The 17420-nt window shown below is 63.1% G+C and carries 18 protein-coding genes; 1 reads left to right on the top strand and 17 read right to left on the bottom strand.

The genetic code is table 11. The features are described from left to right. Positions 1 to 29 precede the first annotated feature (29 nt). From VMF11_14345 to VMF11_14310, 8 genes are all read right to left on the bottom strand, one after another. Complete coding sequence (locus tag VMF11_14345) at positions 30 to 218, bottom strand: flagellar FlbD family protein (GenBank protein ID HTU71480.1); 189 nt, start codon at positions 216 to 218, stop codon at positions 30 to 32. A 139-nt stretch (positions 219 to 357) separates the two neighbouring features. Beyond that, positions 358 to 2196, bottom strand: coding sequence for a flagellar hook-basal body complex protein (locus VMF11_14340; protein ID HTU71479.1), 1839 nt, complete (start codon positions 2194 to 2196; stop codon positions 358 to 360). A gap of 86 nt (positions 2197 to 2282) precedes the next feature. Further along, entirely contained in the window at positions 2283 to 2705 is a 423-nt protein-coding gene (locus VMF11_14335) for a TIGR02530 family flagellar biosynthesis protein (GenBank protein ID HTU71478.1), read from the bottom strand. A gap of 4 nt (positions 2706 to 2709) precedes the next feature. Beyond that, positions 2710 to 3228, bottom strand: coding sequence for a flagellar hook capping FlgD N-terminal domain-containing protein (locus VMF11_14330; protein HTU71477.1), 519 nt, complete (start codon positions 3226 to 3228; stop codon positions 2710 to 2712). Positions 3229 to 3236: 8 nt separating this feature from the next. Then, positions 3237 to 4958 carry a flagellar hook-length control protein FliK gene (locus VMF11_14325; GenBank protein ID HTU71476.1) on the bottom strand — a complete coding sequence of 574 codons (1722 nt, stop codon included), beginning with the start codon at positions 4956 to 4958 and terminating at the stop codon, positions 3237 to 3239. A 93-nt stretch (positions 4959 to 5051) separates the two neighbouring features. Then, the gene (locus VMF11_14320; GenBank protein ID HTU71475.1) at positions 5052 to 5636 is read right to left on the bottom strand and encodes an aminodeoxychorismate/anthranilate synthase component II; all 585 of its coding nucleotides are present in this window, start codon (positions 5634 to 5636) and stop codon (positions 5052 to 5054) included. Further along, positions 5633 to 6952 carry an anthranilate synthase component I family protein gene (locus VMF11_14315; protein ID HTU71474.1) on the bottom strand — a complete coding sequence of 440 codons (1320 nt, stop codon included), beginning with the start codon at positions 6950 to 6952 and terminating at the stop codon, positions 5633 to 5635. Before VMF11_14315 ends, VMF11_14320 begins: the two co-directional genes overlap by 4 nt. A gap of 10 nt (positions 6953 to 6962) precedes the next feature. Continuing rightward, on the bottom strand, positions 6963 to 7616 hold the full coding sequence (locus VMF11_14310) for a hypothetical protein (GenBank protein ID HTU71473.1): 654 nt from the start codon (positions 7614 to 7616) through the stop codon (positions 6963 to 6965). 14 nt (positions 7617 to 7630) lie between these two features. Here VMF11_14310 and VMF11_14305 point away from each other — a divergent pair, with 14 nt between their 5' ends. Continuing rightward, positions 7631 to 8119: a hypothetical protein gene (locus tag VMF11_14305; GenBank protein HTU71472.1), complete on the top strand. Its 489-nt coding sequence runs from the start codon at positions 7631 to 7633 to the stop codon at positions 8117 to 8119. Here the strand turns inward: VMF11_14305 and fliI are convergent. From fliI to VMF11_14260, 9 genes are all read right to left on the bottom strand, one after another. Further along, a complete protein-coding gene (fliI, locus tag VMF11_14300; GenBank protein HTU71471.1) occupies positions 8065 to 9381 on the bottom strand; it encodes a flagellar protein export ATPase FliI in 1317 nt (438 codons plus the stop codon). The two genes, VMF11_14305 and fliI, sit on opposite strands and share 55 nt — an antisense overlap. A gap of 14 nt (positions 9382 to 9395) precedes the next feature. Next, complete coding sequence (locus tag VMF11_14295) at positions 9396 to 10259, bottom strand: FliH/SctL family protein (GenBank protein HTU71470.1); 864 nt, start codon at positions 10257 to 10259, stop codon at positions 9396 to 9398. A gap of 33 nt (positions 10260 to 10292) precedes the next feature. Beyond that, a complete protein-coding gene (gene fliG, locus VMF11_14290) occupies positions 10293 to 11378 on the bottom strand; it encodes a flagellar motor switch protein FliG (GenBank protein HTU71469.1) in 1086 nt (361 codons plus the stop codon). A 169-nt stretch (positions 11379 to 11547) separates the two neighbouring features. Beyond that, entirely contained in the window at positions 11548 to 13227 is a 1680-nt protein-coding gene (fliF, locus tag VMF11_14285) for a flagellar basal-body MS-ring/collar protein FliF (protein ID HTU71468.1), read from the bottom strand. A 134-nt stretch (positions 13228 to 13361) separates the two neighbouring features. Continuing rightward, positions 13362 to 14612, bottom strand: a complete 1251-nt coding sequence (locus VMF11_14280; GenBank protein ID HTU71467.1) for an adenylosuccinate synthase — start codon at positions 14610 to 14612, stop codon at positions 13362 to 13364. Beyond that, positions 14609 to 15925: a glycoside hydrolase family 125 protein gene (locus VMF11_14275; protein ID HTU71466.1), complete on the bottom strand. Its 1317-nt coding sequence runs from the start codon at positions 15923 to 15925 to the stop codon at positions 14609 to 14611. Before VMF11_14275 ends, VMF11_14280 begins: the two co-directional genes overlap by 4 nt. After that, on the bottom strand, positions 15922 to 16431 hold the full coding sequence (locus VMF11_14270; GenBank protein HTU71465.1) for a phosphoribosyltransferase family protein: 510 nt from the start codon (positions 16429 to 16431) through the stop codon (positions 15922 to 15924). Before VMF11_14270 ends, VMF11_14275 begins: the two co-directional genes overlap by 4 nt. Further along, entirely contained in the window at positions 16428 to 16751 is a 324-nt protein-coding gene (locus VMF11_14265) for a hypothetical protein (protein ID HTU71464.1), read from the bottom strand. Before VMF11_14265 ends, VMF11_14270 begins: the two co-directional genes overlap by 4 nt. 16 nt (positions 16752 to 16767) lie before the next feature. Beyond that, a partial coding sequence (locus VMF11_14260) for a HAMP domain-containing sensor histidine kinase (GenBank protein HTU71463.1) occupies positions 16768 to 17420 on the bottom strand: 653 nt, incomplete at its 5' end.

Here is a 17420-nt window from a genome sequence, read left to right as displayed (position 1 = left end):
ACCTGCGGCCGCGTCGTGCGGCTGCACGCTTACGCAGGGCCATAGATTCGACGCTTGAAATCGATGATTTTCTCCTGAATCTCAATCATCCTATCTCGGACGACTAGCCGGTTTCCGGAGGTCAGCGTCACCACCGTATCCGGGGTCTCCTCGATCTGTTCGATGAGATCGCTGTTGACCATCAATGGATGGCCGTTGAGTCGGGTCAAAGCTATCACGGTCTCGTAAATTCTCCGGCGTATCGTCCCCATCCATGCGAGGAAACGGAGCTTCCCCAACGAGTGAGGCGGCGAGTGTGCTGGACCTCGCCGCCCCGTGTAACCGCCCCACATCCGTGTTCCGGCGGATATCCGTGTTCTAGTTCTGCGAGGCTTGCAACGCGATGACGGTCTGCAGGTTCGCGTCTGCGGTCTCGATGCCGCGCGAGTTCGCCTGGAACGCGCGTTGCGCGATGATCAGGTTGGTGAACTCGTTGGCGAGATTGACGTTGGACTCTTCGAGATCGCCGGCGACGATCGAACCGTACCGCCCGGAGTTTGCGGTCCCGACTTGCGCCAAGCCGGAAGCCGCGGTCGCTCCGAATTGGTTACTGCCCAGTCGTTCGAGACCGTCCTCGTTTTGGAAGGTCGCGATCGCGAGCTGCGCCAGCGTTTTGCTCTGTCCGTTGGTGAACGACCCGGTGATCGTGCCGTCCTCACCGACGGTGATATTGGAAAGCGTGCCGGCGGAATAGCCGTTTTGACTGACCACCGTTGCCGACGACGTGCCCTCCAAGCTGGTGTCTTGATAGAAGCCCAAAGCAATTGCGCCCGGCGTTGCCGTGCCGGTCGGTGCCTGGGCCGCATTCCCGACACTCGGCCCCCATTGGGTGACGTTGAGCTGGTTGCCCTGGTCGAGGCTCGCCGTCGCACCGGCCTCGTGAAGGTAGCCCGGCGCGTTCGCGCCGAGTGCTTCGCCGGCTGCTACGGCATCGATCGACGAACTGTTGATGTACTGTCCGTTCTGATCGAAGTAGACGTACCCGATCGTTCCCGAGGACGCGACGCCGACCGAGGCCGCGTTGACGGTGCCGTTGGCGGAGATGTTTCCGGGCTGCGTTATCGTCTGGAACTGGGTACCGTCGGAGAAGCTGACGTTGACCTGCCATTCGGTGGCGGGCTGCACGGCGGTGCCGGCCGAATTTTCGACCGTCGACGGCAGGCCGTTTGCGGCCGCCGTCACCGTCAACGTCTCGGCACCGGCCGTGGCCGGCGTCGCGAGCGTAAACGTGACCCCGTTGACGGTTTGCGTCGTTCCGCCCGCGACGTTGGTGAGCGTTTGGCCCGTATCCGCATCCGTGATCGAGTACGTGCTCGCGCCCGTCGGTGTGATCGTGATGGTGTCGGCGACGCTGGTCCCCGGCGCGATCGACAAGGCCGTCGTGTTGGCCGTCGTCCCGCTTGCAGCAACGGTTGCCGCAACCGCACTCGGCGCGACCGGAGTGTAGGTAACGATCGCTTCGTGCGCGTTGCCCAGCGAGTCGTAGAACGTCGTCGAGACGGTCACCGCCGCGCCCGGGTTGGCCGATGCGCCGACCGCGTTTTGGAAGGCTTGCGACCAGTTGGTCTGATCGAGATTACCGCCGAGCGCGACGTCGAACACGTCGTCGTTGTTGGTGGGTCCGACCTTGACCCCGGTGCCCGTCGCTTGCGCTTGCTCTTGCAGGCCGATCGGAATCGTGATCGCACCGGGAACCCCGGTGTTGTTGACGACGCCGGCGCTGTCCGCCATGTAGCCCATCACGGCATTGCCCGTCGCGGGATCGTAGAAGAGCCCATTCGAGTTGAGCGAGAAGGCGCCGTCGCGGGTATAGGTGGGCGTGCCGGTAGCGTTGGCGTTGTTTTCAATGAAGAATCCGTCGCCGTTGAGTGCGAGATCCGTATTGATACCGGTCGTCTCGAGGCCGCCCTGTGCGAACTCGGTGTCGACCGACCCGATCTTGACGCCGAGCCCATTATCGATGGGATTGACGCCGCCGCTGGTGGTCGTGGGACCCGACGGCGAGCCGACCTGCTGATAGAATTGATCGGCAAAGGTCATCCGTTGAGCTTTGAAGCCCGTCGTCGCCGTATTGGCAATATTGTTGGAGATCATGTCGATCCAGCTCTGGTATGCGTCCAGGCCGGAGATCCCCGTGTAGAGAGAATCGAAAGCCATTCTTGACCTCAACTTACAGATCCGCGGCGCTTCAGTCCATCCACGTCGCGGCCGGAGCTCCGCAAGCGGTCCGCTCCGGATGTTGGTTAAATAATCGCGGCCGAATCGATGTTGGTGAAGACGTTCTCCTTCATCGAGTCTGAATCGACCGCAGTGATGACGGTCCGGTTTTTGATGCTCACGACCATCGCGACGTCGCGAACGATGAAGAGCGAGTTTTTTGCGCCCTTCGCCGCGGCTTTGTCGGCCATCGCGTTCATCTTGCTCACGTCTTCCGAGGTGAGACTGATGTTGCGCGATTGCAAACGCTGCATGGCATGAGCCGAGAATCGAAGCGGTTCGCTCGACGTTGCCGCCGACGATTGCTGCGATGCCGCAGCGTTTTCGAGCACCGAGCGGAAGCTCGGTGACGCTGTCGGCGGGATATCGACTGGCTGACCGACCGGACGCGCCATCGGACCGGGGATGATTCCCGGCTGTTGGACGCGGCTGACGTCGTTCGAATCCATGTCGTTACGTACCCGAACTACTCGAGCTCGTTGTTCCGGTCACCGACGAGGCGTTCCCGATGCCGATGATTTGGCTGGTCTCGAACAACAGCGGATCTCCGCTGCTATCGGTGAGCGTTTGCCCGGACGAGTTGGTCATGGTGAAATACGGCGTGCCGTTTTGCACGTCGATCGTCGAGATAATACCCGTCACGGTCGAAGAGTTGGACGAAGTCGAACTCGTGCCCGTACTGACGGTCGCGGCCTTGCCGATGAGCGATGCCGCCTGCAGCACCCCGAAATTGCTCTGAAACGAGGCAAAATCGTTCGTAAGTTGCTGCTGGTACTGCAACTCGGACATCTGCGCGAGCTGGGTGACCGATTCGGTTGCGTCTTGCGGCTGGTCAGGATCTTGATTTTGAAGTTCCGTGGTCAGCAATTGCAAAAACGCGTTCGGACCCAGATCGTTGTCCGGAGTCGTCGTGCTGGTCGATGCGGTGTCGGCACTGGTTGTGGTGGCGCCAACGCCGGTGATTAGTCCCATGGGTCCTCCTATGCGAGGGAATTGAACAGTTCGAGGCCGGAACCGCCCAAAAGCGGGGGTCCTTGACCCGACTGCGTGGCTTCGGTCGTCGTATCGCCGCTCAACTCGTGAACGACGTACCGGCGTCCGAAACCGCCGGTGCGATCCTTGCTTTGATCCTGGCCCGCGTCACCTCCCGACACGTCGACCGAGAAACCCGTCAGGGTCAGCCCGGCTTCGGCGAGGGAGCGCGCGAGCTCTTGATGGTTGGCAACCAGCGCCGTGCTCACGTCGGCGTTTTGTGCGACGACGTTTGCACTGACTTGGTTTCCGGATACGGTGAGCCGCATCGTGACTTGACCCAGGTTCTCCGGTTGCAGCTGCAGCCGGATTTCCGAGGTTCCCTGGACGGCGGTGCGCATCACCATGCCTTTGACCATTTGCTCCATGACGGCGTTCGCATCGACTGCGGTCCCGCCGCTTACGGCTGATTGCAAGGCCGTCTGCACTTGCGAGGCCAAACCCGTCGTCGTCGAAGACGCGAGGAGATTGTTCGCCGCGTTCGAGTTCGATGAATCTTGCTGCGCAAGGTTTTGATCGAAGGCATGACCGGAGTTGGGATCGGTCGAGGTGTTTCCGGAAGATGCCGCCCCGGCTACGCCGGTCGGACTCACCTCGGCCAAGAGCGCCGCAAAGCGTGCGGCGAGCATGTCGGGAGTGAGCGCCGATGCGGTTGCGGTGCCGGCGGTTTGCGAACCGGCGCTGCTCTGCGCCGACGCGGTGCTCGACCCGTTGATCTGCGAATCGAGCCCGGCGGCGCGCACGAGCATTCGTGCGAGCAGATCGGGTGCGTTCGCCATGGTGATCGATTGGGTCGACTGGGCAGCGACGGCATTGGCCGCCGATTGCGAGAGCAATCCTGCCGTCAGCGTTGACGGCGTGCTGTTCGGCACGGTCGTTACGTCGAGTGCGGATTGCAGGTTCACGGCCAACGGCTGGTTGAGCGTCGCAACGTTCGCCGTTGTAGCGTTCGCCGTTGCAGCGCTCGCCGCGGGAACATTCGACGAAGCCGCTTTGACGTTTGTGGGAGCAGTCGTGGCCGCGGAGTTCGGCGTTGAGAGCGTCGAGATCACCGAAGCCAACAGCGCACGAACCACCGACGATACGTCGAGCGGGCTCGACGTGCCGGTGCTTTGCTGTTGCTGGGCCGGGAGTTCTTTCGCCGAGTTGGCGTCCAAGAGGTTTCCCGTGATTTCGTTCTGCTGCCCTGATCCGTCTTGCGTTTCCCTCGCGATCGACTCGACTACACTTCGTAATCGGGCTGCGAGGGCCGCCGCTTCTTGAGCGGGAGTGCCCGGCGGCGCGTTACTGGGTGGAGAGAGTGCCTTCGCGATCGTCTGGGTGATGGAATTACGAAGTCGATCGGTGTCGCCCGTGGACATCTTTCCGGCGAGCAGCTTTGCTGCCGACGAACCGACGCTTTGCGCGAGCTGATCGACGATGGTTGCCATCGATGTTCCGCCTTGCAGAAGCGCAGCGAGTTGGGCGCTCAGATCCGCCTTGGTCGCCGTTGCCGGCGAGCCTGAGGATGCAGCACCGCTCGTGTTTGCGGTTGTGTTTGTGTTTGCGAGCGACGCTCCGAAGAGCGAGGCCCAGCGGCCGCCTTTGCCCTTCGAGACCGCGTGCGTCGCGCCGTTAAGCGCGCCTGCTCGCAGCATAGTTGCCGGAAGCACCGATGAGATAGAAATCATGCTTACTTCATTCACCTCCTTTCCAAATCCAAAATTGAGGGTGGAGGCCCTCACATTGATGTTCGGCCGAGGCCGGCGGAAACTTAGGGAAGCTCAGGTCAATCCCGCGATTGCCAGCATAGAGCGGAGCATCGCTCCGCCGTGCTCGCTGAGCACGGATTCCGGATGAAATTGGACCGCGTGGACCGGCAGCGAGCGGTGAGCGAGACCCTGGACGACCCCGTCCTCGCTGCGTGCAGTGACCGTGAGGACCTCCGGTATCGTGCCGGGATCGAGGCAGAGCGAGTGGTAGCGAGTAGCGGTCAGCGGCGAGGGCAGGCCGGAAAAAACCCCAGTCCCCGCGTGGGCGATCCGGCTCGTCTTCCCATGCATGAGGGAGGGCGCGTGGGTGACGGTGGCCCCGAGAGCCTCGCCGATCGCCTGCAAGCCCAGGCACACGCCGAAGGTCGGCAGGCCGCGTTCGATCGCGCTCGAGAGCACTTCCATCATGCGCGGCTGCTCCGAGGGATTGCCCGGCCCCGGGCCGACGACCAACATCCGATAACGCTCCAGCAGCGCGGGCTCGAGCTGCGGGTCGTCGTTCAAGACGACGTCGGGTGCGGCGCCCTGCGAAGCGAGCAGATGCACGACGTTATAGGTGAAGCTGTCGTAATTATCGATGAAGAGCACGGCGCTCATAGGCCCAATACCTCGCGCGCGATCCGGGTTTTGTGTAGCACTTCATCGTACTCGAATTGCGGGTCCGAGTCGGCGACGATGCCGGCCGAAGCTTGCCAGTAGACGCAGCCGTTCTGTACGTGCATGCTGCGCAGCGTGATGCACGAATCGAAGTCGCCGCCGAAAGACCAGCGGCCGACGCTGCCGGCGTAGAAGCCGCGCGTCACCGGTTCGAGCCGATCGATGATTTGCATCGCCCGGACCTTCGGCGTTCCGGTGACCGTGCCGGCCGGAAAGCCGGCGCGGAAAAGGTCGAGACCGTCGCACGGAGATCGCAACGTGCCGACCAAATCGGAGACGATGTGCATGACGTGACTGTAGCGCTCGATCTGCAAGAGTTCGTCGACGCCGACCGAGCCGTACTCGCAAACCATCCCGAGATCGTTACGTCCCAGATCGACGAGCATGACGTGTTCGGCCCGCTCCTTCTCGTTCGAGAGCAACTCGCGTGCGATCTGCACGTCCTCTTCGTCGGTCGCGCCCCGCGAACGCGTACCGGCTAGCGGGCGGATGCGCGCGCGGCGCCCTTCGAGCCGTACCAGGAACTCGGGCGAAGCACCGAAGATCGAGCCGAACGGTCCGTCGACGTAGAACATATAGGGCGAAGGATTGCGCCGCCGGAGCGCGCGATACGCGTCGAACGCGTCGCCCTCGAGGTCGGCGTCGAACCGGATGCCGAGCTGCAGCTGGTAGACGTCGCCGTCGTAGATGTGGCGCTTCACTCGCGCGACCAGATCCACGTACTGCTCGCGCGAGAGCGAGGCCCGCGGCGAACCGGCGGCGCGAACCGGATGGGCGAGCTGCGGAGCACCCAGGAGTTGCGCGAGATACCGTTCGAGCCGTTCGTCGATCGCCTCCGCGCGGTCACCGCACCCCCATAGCACGAGCGAATGGGTGAGATGATCGAAGACCAGCCATGTCGCCGGTACGGCGATATACGCGGCCGGCATCGCCGGAGGGTCTTGCGCGCGCGGGGGCAAGCGCGCGAACGGTCGGGCCGCATCATAGGCAAAAACGACGAGCGCCCCACCCCAACCGCTCGGATCCGCCGGCGGCCGGTGAGCGTTGACTATATCGCGCACGCGATCGAGAAGATCGGGCGTCGCCTCGAACGATTCGGCCGCCATGTAGTCGAGTCCGACGAACGAGTAGCGCGAGATCTTGCCGCCGTGTTCGACACTTTCGAGCAAACAGGAAGCGCCCGCCGGCGCGAGCGCGAGATAGGCACCGATCGGTGTTAGAACGTCGGCTGGAAGCGTCCGCGTGCGTACGATCAAGACGCCACGATTAACGTTTCAGTTCGGGGTTTTCCTGCGTCAACTGCGCGGCGAAGGCGGCGGGCAGCGCATCCAGAATCGCTCCCGCGTCGTCGGGTGACATCAGCGCGAAGACGCGCGCGACGTAGGGAACCGGCAGCCTCTGCACGACCTTCGCGGCGTTCTCCGGCTCCATACTCGCCCAGATCTGGGCGGTGCGTCGCATGTCTTGCGTCGCTCCCGCGCTCAGGTCGCCCGATGCCGAGACGGCGGACCCCGAGGCGACGCCGAGTGACGCGGTAGAGGGCGCCGCGACCGGAGCGGTCGTCGTCGAGCGCGCGTTCGCAGCCTGACTCTGTAACTGTGCGATCTGCGCGTTGAGCGAGGAGATCTGCTTGTCCTTCGCCTCCGACTGCGACTGCAGACCGGCGATTTGTGATTGCAACTGCTTAATCAGGCGGTTCTTCGCGGTCAAGAGCTGGTTTTGCGCCGCAAAACGGAAGGGAGCGGCAACCGTACTGAAGCGCGAGCCGACCGTTTGCCACATCGGGGCCATGGGGCCGCCCGTGATCGCATTGCGCGACGGCGGCCAGGCGATGGCGAAGCTCACCAAGGCAATGGCGATCACCGGTAAGATCAACCGCTTCCACGGAAACGGTTTGCGACGCCGGCGGGTGACGATCACGAGGAACCTCCCATTTGAACGCGCCCTTCTCGGCGCGCATTTCCGTCATCGAGCTCTTTTTGCTCGACGCGCTGCTCTTCCCTAACGAACGCCTCGCGCCGGCGTTCTTTCAGCTTTTCGACGACCTTCTTGTCCTTGCTCGCGTCGAGCAGATCGGCCCGGGCGCGATCGAGCGCGATGCGGCGCTCCGCCACGATGCGAATCTGCGCGATGATGCACCGGTCGAGAAATTGCAGGTGAGCATAGATCGACTGCAGCTCGCTCGTCTGCAGCTCACGGTGCCGTTCGCGCAGCATCGCGGCGTGTCGGCGGAACTCTTCATTGAGGCGCGTCCGTTCCCGCTCCGCTTCGTCGAGCGCGCGGCGACGGACGGCGACGACCAGCTGTTTCTCGTCCTCGATCCGTTTGCGGTGGTCGAGCACGGGCTGCAGGGCGAAGGCGAAGCGCTTCACGTCACGCTCATCAGTTTGGCGATCGTCTGTTCGAACGAGCTGGTCTCGTAGATGCCTTGGCGTAAGAAATGCCGGATCCCCTCGATCTTCGAGAGCGCCAGGTCGACGCGCGGATTGCTGCCGGGAACGTAGGCGCCGATATTGATCAGATCTTCCGCCTCGCGATAGGTGGCGAGCATGTCGCGCACCGCCGACGCGGCCGAATATTGATTGGCGTCGGCGACGTCGGGCATCACGCGGCTCACGCTTTGCAAGACGTCGATCGCGGGGTAGTGATTGGCCGAGGCGAGCGCGCGCGAGAGCACGATGTGGCCGTCCAGGATGGAGCGCACCGCGTCGGAAACCGGCTCGGTCATGTCGTCTCCGTCGACCAGCACGGAGAAGAGGCCGGTGATCGTTCCCCGGTCCGAGGTTCCGGCGCGTTCGAGCAGCTTGGGCAACGTCGCAAAGACCGAGGGCGTGTAGCCGCGCGTCGTGGTCGGTTCCCCGATCGCCAGGCCCACCTCGCGCTGGGCCATTGCAAAGCGCGTCACCGAATCCATCATGAACATGACGTCGAGACCTTGGTCGCGGAAATACTCGGCGATCGTCATGGCGACGAACGCGGCTTTGATGCGGACCAGTGCGGGCTGGTCGCTGGTCGACACGACGACGACGCTTCGGCGCAACCCCTCTTCGCCAAGATCGCGCTCGATGAAATCACGCACTTCCTTGCCGCGCTCGCCGACCAGCGCGATGACGTTCACGTCGGCCGCGGTGTTGCGGGCGATCATGCCCAAAATCGTCGACTTGCCGACGCCCGAACCGGCGAAGATGCCGACGCGCTGCCCTTTTCCGCAGGTCAGCATGCCGTCGATCGCGCGGATACCGAGCGCGAGCGGCTCGGTTACGCGCCGGCGTGAGAGCGGAGGCGGCGGCGCGGCGGTGACGACCGCGCGGTTCTCCGCGACGATCGTCCCCTTTCCGTCGATCGGCCGGCCCAGTCCGCCGAGCACCCGTCCGAGCAGATGATCGGTAACGCCGATCTCGAGCGGTGCGCCGTGCGCGACCACATCGCTCCCCGCGCCGATGCCCATGAGCTCGCCCAGCGGCATGATCAATACTTTGTTGTCGCGGAATCCGACGACTTCGGCGAGCACCGGTTCGACCGTTCGCTTGTATGAGATCGAACACGTTTCGCCCACGGCCATGTTCGGCCCCAAACTCTCGATCACCACACCGATGACCTGCCGGACTTTGCCGTACTGGCGCACGAGGTCGGCGCCGCGCAGTGCATCGAGATACGGCTCAGCGGAAAAGACGGGAGCGTCCATCGGCGTGCTGCGCGTCAGCTGGCTTGGGCGGGGGAGTGCAGGACCTCCGCGTCACCGAGCGCGAGCTCATCGTCGCTCAGGATCGCGCGCCGCGCCTCGCGCAACTGCGTAGCGATCTTCGAATCGATCGTACCTGCGTCGGTTTCGATGATGACCCCGCCGCGATCGACGCGCTGATCTTCGACGATGCGCAAATGCTCCACGTCGCCGGCGGCCACGATCTCGTCCCGATGCGCTCGGATGCTGTCGAGATCGACGGGATTCACGCGCAGCGTTACGACCTCCCGGCTGACCAGACGCGTCAGCGCCTGCCGCACGTTTTCGACGATCACCGTCGGATTGGTCAGCAGTTCGCCGTGGATGACGCGTTCCGCGACGGCCATCGCCAGACGCACGAGCTCCGGTTCCGCCGCCGCGATCGCCGCGCCGCGCTGCGCGCGCACGCTTTCGATCAGCTCACGGATCGTCGCGATGACCGGGGCCAGCTCTTCTTCGCCCGCGCTCTTGCCCGCTGCGTAGCCTTGCTCGCGGCCCGAGATACGCGCCTGCTCTTCGATTTGCGCGGCTCGCGCGCCGGCCGCTTCGACCAGTTCGAGCGCCTTGGCCTGCGCCTGATGAATCAAACTCTCGGCGTCGGCCGCGGCCCGGTCGACGATCGCTTCGGCATCGGCGCGCAGCGCATCCCAATCGACGCGGTGCTCGGGTTCGGGCAACGTGATGCGTTCGGTGTGCCCGTTCGATGACGGCTCCACGAAGGGTGGGGAAAAAGGATCGCCGCCTTCGCGACGCTCGTCCAACTCTCCGTCGCCCTCGGCACGCGGGACCCCAACGACGTAAGCGCCGCCGGAGAAACGCGCCTCCTTTACGATCTTACCCATTCCTGCTCCGCGCGAATGCGGACCCGGGCACCATCAGACGAGCCGCTCGTCTTTCGCTCCGCGCGCAATCACTATTTGCCCGTTTTCTTCGAGCGTGCGGATCACGTCGACGATCTGCTGCTGCGCCTTGCCGACGTCGCGCATGCGCGTCGGACCGAGGAGTTCGATCTCTTCCTTGAGCATCGTCGATGCGCGCGAGGACATATTCTTGTAGATCCGCGCGAGCAGCTCTTCGTTTGCGACTTTGAGCGCGAGCGCCAGATCCTTGCCGTCGACCTCTTTGAGCACGCGCTGGATCGAGCGGTCGTCCAGATTGATGATGTCTTCGAACACGAAGAGCAGGTTCTTGACTTCCTGCGCAAGTTCGGGGTCGCGCTTGGCCAAGCCGTCGAGTATGTTCTTCTCGGTCTCGCGGTCGACGAAGTTCATGACGTTGGCGAGCGACTGCACGCCGCCGGCCTTCGCGAAATCCGCGCCGCTGACCAGCAGACGCCGGCCGAGAAGTTCATCGAGCTGCTCGAGTACCTCGGGCGCCGTCTTCTGCAGGATCGCGATGCGCATCGCCACTTCGGCTTGTAAGTCGGGCGGCAGCGCAGAGAGAACGGCGCCGGCCTGTTCGGGCTGCATGTAGACCAAGATCAGTGCGATCGTTTGCGGATGCTCGTCCTGGATGAATTGCAACAGCTGCGCGGGCTCGGTCTTCTTGATCAGCTCGAGGGGATTACCGTGCTTGAGCGCGGCGAAGAGCCGCGAGGTCATGTCATCGGCTTGGCCCGCGCCGAAACTGCGCTCGAGGATCTCCTTGGCGTACTCGATTCCGCCCTCGTTGATATACTTGAGCGCGATCGCGCGCTGATACGCTTCTTGAATGACCGCGTCGCGCTTTTCGATCGGCACCGTCGTGATCTTGGCGATCTCGAGAACGATGCGTTCGACTTCGTCTTGACGCAAGAATTTGAAGATCGTGGCCGAGAGTTCGAGGCCGAGCGTGATCAGGAGAATCGCGGCCTTCTCCGGGCCTGATATCTCGAGCTGCGGCGATTCGGGCAGCCCGACCGACACGATCGGCGGTTCGGGAAGCGGACCCAGGCCGGAGAGATTGACGATGGGAGACTCCATTACAACGGCGCTCCGCTCCGAGCTGCGCGCCCCCCACTACGTGGGGCCCCCGTGCCGTGGGCCGCATAAACGTAACGTGCCGACATCGATTCCCCTCGGGCGGCCCTAACCGACGTGACGCCGCCGGCGTTGGTGGATCGGAACATCGTCGAACGATCGCTGCTATTCATCATTCGGCCAACCAAAGCTTGACGAGTTTGGCAATGGAATCCGGATTTTCTTGAGCCACGGTCGTGACGTACTCGATCATTTGCTCGCGGGTGAGGTCCGCGGCGGAACGAATCGGTGCCGCGATTCCAGGCGCGCCTTCCAGAATCGGGTGCTCTTCGAAGGGCGGCAGCTCTTCGGCCAGCGAGGTGTCGAAGGACGGCAGTTCGGTCGTCGGCGCGAAGCGTCCGCGGCGTGCGCGCATTGCAACCAAACCGATGCCGGCGAGCAGCGCGACCAGTCCGACGGCGGCGAGCGCCCAGACCGGTATGCCCAGAACCGTCGTCGTGACGGCGGTCGGCGCGCCGGCATTCGCCACCGACGGGTTGAACGGTATCGCTTCCACCGAAACCTGGTCGCCCTGCGCCAAGTTCAAACCGGCGGCCGCGACGACAGCGTTGCGAATCTGCGCGATGTTTGCCGGCGTGAGTTGATACGGCTGGGCGTTGGCGGCCACCGGAAGGCCGGACGCGTTGGCGACCTGTGGGGTGGAATCGACCAGCACCGCGACGCTGGTTTGCAGCACCTTGCCGGGCGCGTCGATGTGTTTGATGTTCTGTTCGGTAATGTCGTAGTTCACGGTCGATTTCGAGCGATTGTAGCGCCCGTTCGACTGCTGCGCCGGCGCCTGGTACGTACCGATGTTGCTCGTCGTTCCCGGCACGCCGATGGCGGCATTACGCGCCGGTTGCGTGCCGACGTAGGACTCGCGCTCGCTCTGCGAAGATAGCACGGTGCCCTGGGGTGCGTACACCTTGCTCTCGGTCGAGTTCGCGTCGAAGTCCATCTTGGTCGACACGCGCGCAACCGCGCGGCGGGGACCCAGCGTCGAATCGAGCATCGATTGAATACTCTGCTGAAGCGCCGATTCGTACCGCTCCTTGGCCAACAGTTGCTCCTGCGTCAACCGAAGCGCATCGGCCGGCGCGGCGGCGCCACTTGTATCCGAGGTGCCGCCCGGGCCCGGCATGAGGATCTGACCGTCCTGGTTGACGATCGTGACGTTCTCCGGCTTGAGCCCGTCGACGGCATTGGCGACCAGCATCGTAATGCCGCGAACTTGATCGGGATCGAGGCTCTCGCCGGGTTTGGTCTTGATCGCAATCGAGGCGGTCGTCGGCTCTTGCGTGGTCGTATAAAGCGTCTGATCGGGCGAGGCGATGTTCACGCGCGACGACTCGACCGGGTCCAGCCCGTCGATCGTGCGTTCGAGCTCCCCCTCGATCGCCCGCGTCTTGTCGATCTTCTCCTGAAACTCGGTCATCCCGAAATTGGTGCGATCGAAGAGCTCGTACCCGGTAGAGCCGCCCTTGATCAGTCCCGAACCGGCGATTGCAACCCGCTCGTCGCTCAGATCGGCCGCCGGAACGTAGACGGTCTTGCCGTCCGCCGAGAGCCGGTACGGAACCTTATCATCTTTTAAATGTTGTGTAACGGCGGCCGCGTCTTGCGCCGAGAGGTTCGAAAAGAGCGTCTGATAGTTCTGACTTTGGCCGACGTAGAGCCAGCCCAGACCGAGCGCTGCCGCAAGCAAAATCGCGATACCGGCCACGGTAAGGGTGCGCGTCTGGCGATTTTGATTCTGCCAAATAGCAGAAATACGCCCGGCAAGATCGGACCACATCGAACTGAGACGCTCCACGCCTATATGTACCTAATTCTCCGAGCCAACCATGGCGTGCAGCACCGGGCGTCCATGCCCTGTGCGGGAGAGACCCAATGCGTAGCTCGGGCCACTATCCGGTGTATCGGTCACGGCGCTTTCCCCATTTAATGCTAGCGAGCGAGATCACGTCGCTCCCGCCCGATGGAGACGAGTTCGACCGGCCTCTGAAGTACCTCTTCTATCCGGGCAACGTAGCGTCGGGCCGCTTGCGGCAAGCCGGCGATCGAGCGGACCGTTCCGATCGGTTCGCTCCAGCCCTCCATCTCCTCGACGACGACCTCGAGTCCCGGCGATCCCGCGTCCGAAAAGTCGACGGGGCGCCCGTGCAGGCGATATTCGGTCACGAGGCCGATGCGCTCGAAGCCGCTGAGCACGTCGAGCTTGGTAAGCGCAAGCGCCTGCAGCCCGTTTAGCCGCACGGCATAGCGGCCGGCAACCGCATCGAACCAGCCGCAGCGCCGCGGCCGCCCGGTGACGGTGCCGAATTCTCCGCCGGCCGTACGCAAGCGTTCACCCCGTTCGTCGTGCAGTTCCGAGGGAAACGGGCCCGCACCAACGCGCGTGCAATACGCCTTGGCGACGCCGATGACGCGACCGATCGCGCTCGGCCCGATGCCCAGTCCAATGCACGCGCCGCCCGCAATGGTGTGCGAGCTGGTCACGTACGGATACGTCCCATATCCAACATCTAACAGCGATCCTTGCGCTCCCTCAATTAACACGCGCTTATCGTGCTCGAACTTTTCGTGAATGTACGCGACGCCGTCGACGATGTGCGGCGCGAGCCGCTCGGCAGCGTCGAGCGTCGCCCCCACGATATCCTCCTCGCTCGGAATTCCCTCGCCCTCGAGAGCGGTACGGTGCAAGAGGTTGAGCCTGATTTTTTCGGCCAGCGATTCGCGCCGCGCCAGCTCGCCCACGGTGATTCCGGTGCGCGCCGCCTTATCGATATAGGCGGGACCGATTCCGCGTCCGGTCGTGCCGATCGCGTGGTCACCGCGCGCGCGTTCGCTCGCGCGGTCCGCGGCAGCGTGGTAGGGAAGCACCAAATGCGCGCGATCGGAGATCTTGACGCGTCCGGTGTCGACGCCGATCGCCGCCAGCCGGTCGAATTCGTCGAGTACGGCGAGCGGATTGACGACCGTTCCGCCGCCGACGAAGAGCTCAACGTGCGGGTTGAGCACGCCGGAGGGGACGATCCGCAGCGCAATCTCGACGTCCCCGACCTTTATTTGGTGGCCTGCGTTGTCGCCGCCGCCGAATCGCGCAACGACGTCGTAGTCCTGCGCGTACAAATCGACGATGCGGCCCTTCCCCTCGTCGCCCCACTGGATCCCGACGATGATATCGGCTTTGCTCATTCAGAGCGGAATTCTAGGTCGCTGGTGTCGCCCATGGGGATTTCCGGTTGGCCCTGAAATTGCGTGAGCACGAATTCGGAGAAGAGTGCGTTCGGCCAGCCGAAATCCTCGCGTGTAAAACGCTTGGGATCATCGGGATCGAAGGACTCGTGCAGGAGATGATCGCCGGGATCGCTGGCGAGCAACTGCGTGAGCACGTCCTGCTTTTCGCTGCTGGTGGTCGCGGTGAGGCCCTCCATGATCAGCGCCAACGGCCAGATCCAGTGGTCCGGCGTATGGAAGCTGCCGATACCGCGCGCGACCTCGCCCTGATAGAACGACGGATTGTCGGATGAAAGCAGGAAGCGCCGCGTGTTCTGGTAGTAGCGGTCGTTCGGCGTCGTATACCCGATGTACGGCGCAGAGAGCAAGCTTGGAATATTTGCGTCGTCGGTGAGAATCGCGTGCCCGAGACCATCGACCTCATAAGCATAGATGTATCCGTACTTCGGCACGAGTACCAGGCCGTAGGTTTGAATTCCGCGCTGCACTTCGTCGCGCAGCGAGATCGCTTCGTTGGCCTTGATCACGTTGTGATAAACCGAGCGTTCGATCTCGGCCATGTCGCCGAGCGCAACCACGGCGAACATCTCCGAGGGAATCAGAAAGTTGTAGTAGCAGGCGTCGTCGGAGGGACGAAAGCCGGTCCAGATCATCCCCGTGTAGCCGACCGGGTTCCCTTTCCCGTCGTTGGGGAGCTCTTTGTGCGTGTAGCGTGAATCGCGCGGGTGATCCTGTTCGCGTTGCATCGTCGCCAAGATCGCGTCGAGCGCTTTTTGAAAATCAGGCGTGAAAATCGATTCGTCCCCGGTCGTTTTCCAGTAGCTCCAAGAAAGCGTGACCGGATAGGCGAGCGAATCCAGTTCGAATTTTTCTTCCCAAACCCGGTAATCGAGCGTGAACGCGTTGGCGTATGGGTCGATTTGGATGTATTTCACCATTCGCGCGATAATTGCACGCAGCAGCTTACGCGTATCGGGATCGTCCTTGGCAAAGAATAGATACGGACGTGCCTGAGCGCTCGCATCACGCAGCCACTCGGCGGGAATGTCGCCGGTCTTGATGTAGGCCGTCCCGTCGGGGGCGTACTCCGCGAGCTTACCGGTGTCGAGCAGCGCCGCGCGAAACATCTCTGCCAGATGGGCGTTGGGACTATTGTAGTCCGCGGCAGCGCGCGCAATCGACTGTAACTCGAGGGAATTGGCGCGCAACGGCAGTGTCGCTGCAAGCACGGCACATAGCAGTGCGCACGCGCGCATCCAGCGTTCAATCACGGCCACGACCCATGGGCATAAAGCGCCTGCAATTCTCGGTAGCGTCCGCGATAGTCAAGCCCGTAGCCGACGACGTAGACGTCGGGAATCTCGAATCCGCGGTACTTGACTTCAATATCGGCAATTCTCCGTGCGGGACGGTCCAGCAGCGTACAGACGGCCAACGAAGCAGGCGAGCGGGCCAAAAGCGACTTGAAAACATATTGCAAGGTCATTCCCGTGTCGATGGTATCGTCGACCAGGATAACGTCCCGGCCCTCAATAGAGGCTGAGGTGTCTTTCAGGAACCGAATCCCTTCCACGCTGCTGAATTTGGTCACCGCAATCGCGTCGTACTCGCACGGAATCGTGACCGCGCGGGTAAGGTCGGCGAGAAACGTCGCGGCCGCATTGAGGACTCCGATCAATACCGGAACGCGACCGTCGTAGTCGCGCGAGATCTCCGCACCGAGCTCTCGCACGCGGACCGCTATAGCCGGCGCATCGAAGAGGACCTCGCCGATCATGCGGCCGGATGCAGTCGCGCAAAGAGCCGTTCGACGTCACGCCGCGTAAAGAGCTTCACGCGCACACGCGGATGGTGCTGCGCCATCAGGCGTAGCTTGCGATTCTTTCGCGTGTTCAGTGCCGGTTTTGCAACGGTCATCTCAATGTACAGATCGTAATCCGGAAGATAAAAATCGGGCGTAAAAAAAGCGACAGGTCTGCCGCTACCGTCCCAACCGATCGGGAATGAACGAGGTTCATATTCCCAGGCAATTCGATAGAAATCGAAGAGCCGGGCGAGAGCCGATTCGCTCTCGTGAGCAAAAGCGATCCGTGACATGGCCACGGACCGACTTCTACGACGTACTCGCCCGAAGTTCCGCTTTGGCAGCGGGAAGACGAATGAGAAATCGTGCGCCGCCGAGCGGCGAGTCGTCCACGCTCACGGCGCCGCCCGTGCGTTCGACGATCGTACGCACGATGCGCAGACCGATACCCGCCCCGCGCGTCGCGTCGCTGTTGCCGCCCCGCGTGCGGTCTTCGAAGATCCGCTCGCGTTCGGCCGGGGCAACGCCGGGGCCGTCGTCATCGACGATTGCGTGGACAAACGGATCTTGGCGTTCGATGCTCACGCGAATATGACCGCCGCGACTTCCGTACTTCACGGCGTTTTCGATGACGTTGAGCAACACGTGCATGCAAGCATCTCCGCCGATCCGCGCCGTGGTTTCCCCCTCGTGACGTGCTTCCAGGGTCATGCCGGCGTCGCTCGCGACCGGACCGAGCGCCTCGATCGCCGCCTGCACCGCGCCGGCTAAATCGGTCACCCCGGCCATCGGTACCGGCGAGAGGTCGAGCAGCGAGAACTCGAGCATCCCGTCGACCAGGCGGCCCAGGCGCAGCGCTTCGTTGCGCGCTACCTCGAGAAACCGGCGCGACGTCACGGTGTCGAGATCGTTATCGAGCAAGGTTTCGATGTAGCCGCGGATCGAGGTGAGCGGCGTGCGCA

The organism is Candidatus Baltobacteraceae bacterium, from assembly GCA_035502855.1.
In the GTDB taxonomy this organism is placed as follows: domain Bacteria; phylum Vulcanimicrobiota; class Vulcanimicrobiia; order Vulcanimicrobiales; family Vulcanimicrobiaceae; genus Aquilonibacter.
The sequence above is the reverse complement of the archived record's forward strand: the minus strand, read 5'-3'. Positions and strand labels throughout refer to the sequence as shown.

Bases quoted from the DNA above. Each gene is read 5' to 3' on its own strand.
- VMF11_14325 (HTU71476.1), bottom strand. From the start codon at position 4,958: ATGATTTCTATCTCATCGGTGCTTCCGGCAACTATGCTGCGAGCAGGC.
- VMF11_14280 (HTU71467.1), bottom strand. From the start codon at position 14,612: ATGAGCAAAGCCGATATCATCGTCGGGATCCAGTGGGGCGACGAGGGG.
- VMF11_14265 (HTU71464.1), bottom strand. From the start codon at position 16,751: ATGTCACGGATCGCTTTTGCTCACGAGAGCGAATCGGCTCTCGCCCGG.
- fliG (HTU71469.1), bottom strand. From the start codon at position 11,378: ATGGAGTCTCCCATCGTCAATCTCTCCGGCCTGGGTCCGCTTCCCGAA.
- VMF11_14295 (HTU71470.1), bottom strand. From the start codon at position 10,259: ATGGGTAAGATCGTAAAGGAGGCGCGTTTCTCCGGCGGCGCTTACGTC.
- VMF11_14340 (HTU71479.1), bottom strand. From the start codon at position 2,196: ATGGCTTTCGATTCTCTCTACACGGGGATCTCCGGCCTGGACGCATAC.
- VMF11_14320 (HTU71475.1), bottom strand. From the start codon at position 5,636: ATGAGCGCCGTGCTCTTCATCGATAATTACGACAGCTTCACCTATAAC.
- VMF11_14335 (HTU71478.1), bottom strand. From the start codon at position 2,705: ATGGATTCGAACGACGTCAGCCGCGTCCAACAGCCGGGAATCATCCCC.
- VMF11_14270 (HTU71465.1), bottom strand. From the start codon at position 16,431: ATGATCGGCGAGGTCCTCTTCGATGCGCCGGCTATAGCGGTCCGCGTG.
- fliI (HTU71471.1), bottom strand. From the start codon at position 9,381: ATGGACGCTCCCGTCTTTTCCGCTGAGCCGTATCTCGATGCACTGCGC.
- VMF11_14330 (HTU71477.1), bottom strand. From the start codon at position 3,228: ATGGGACTAATCACCGGCGTTGGCGCCACCACAACCAGTGCCGACACC.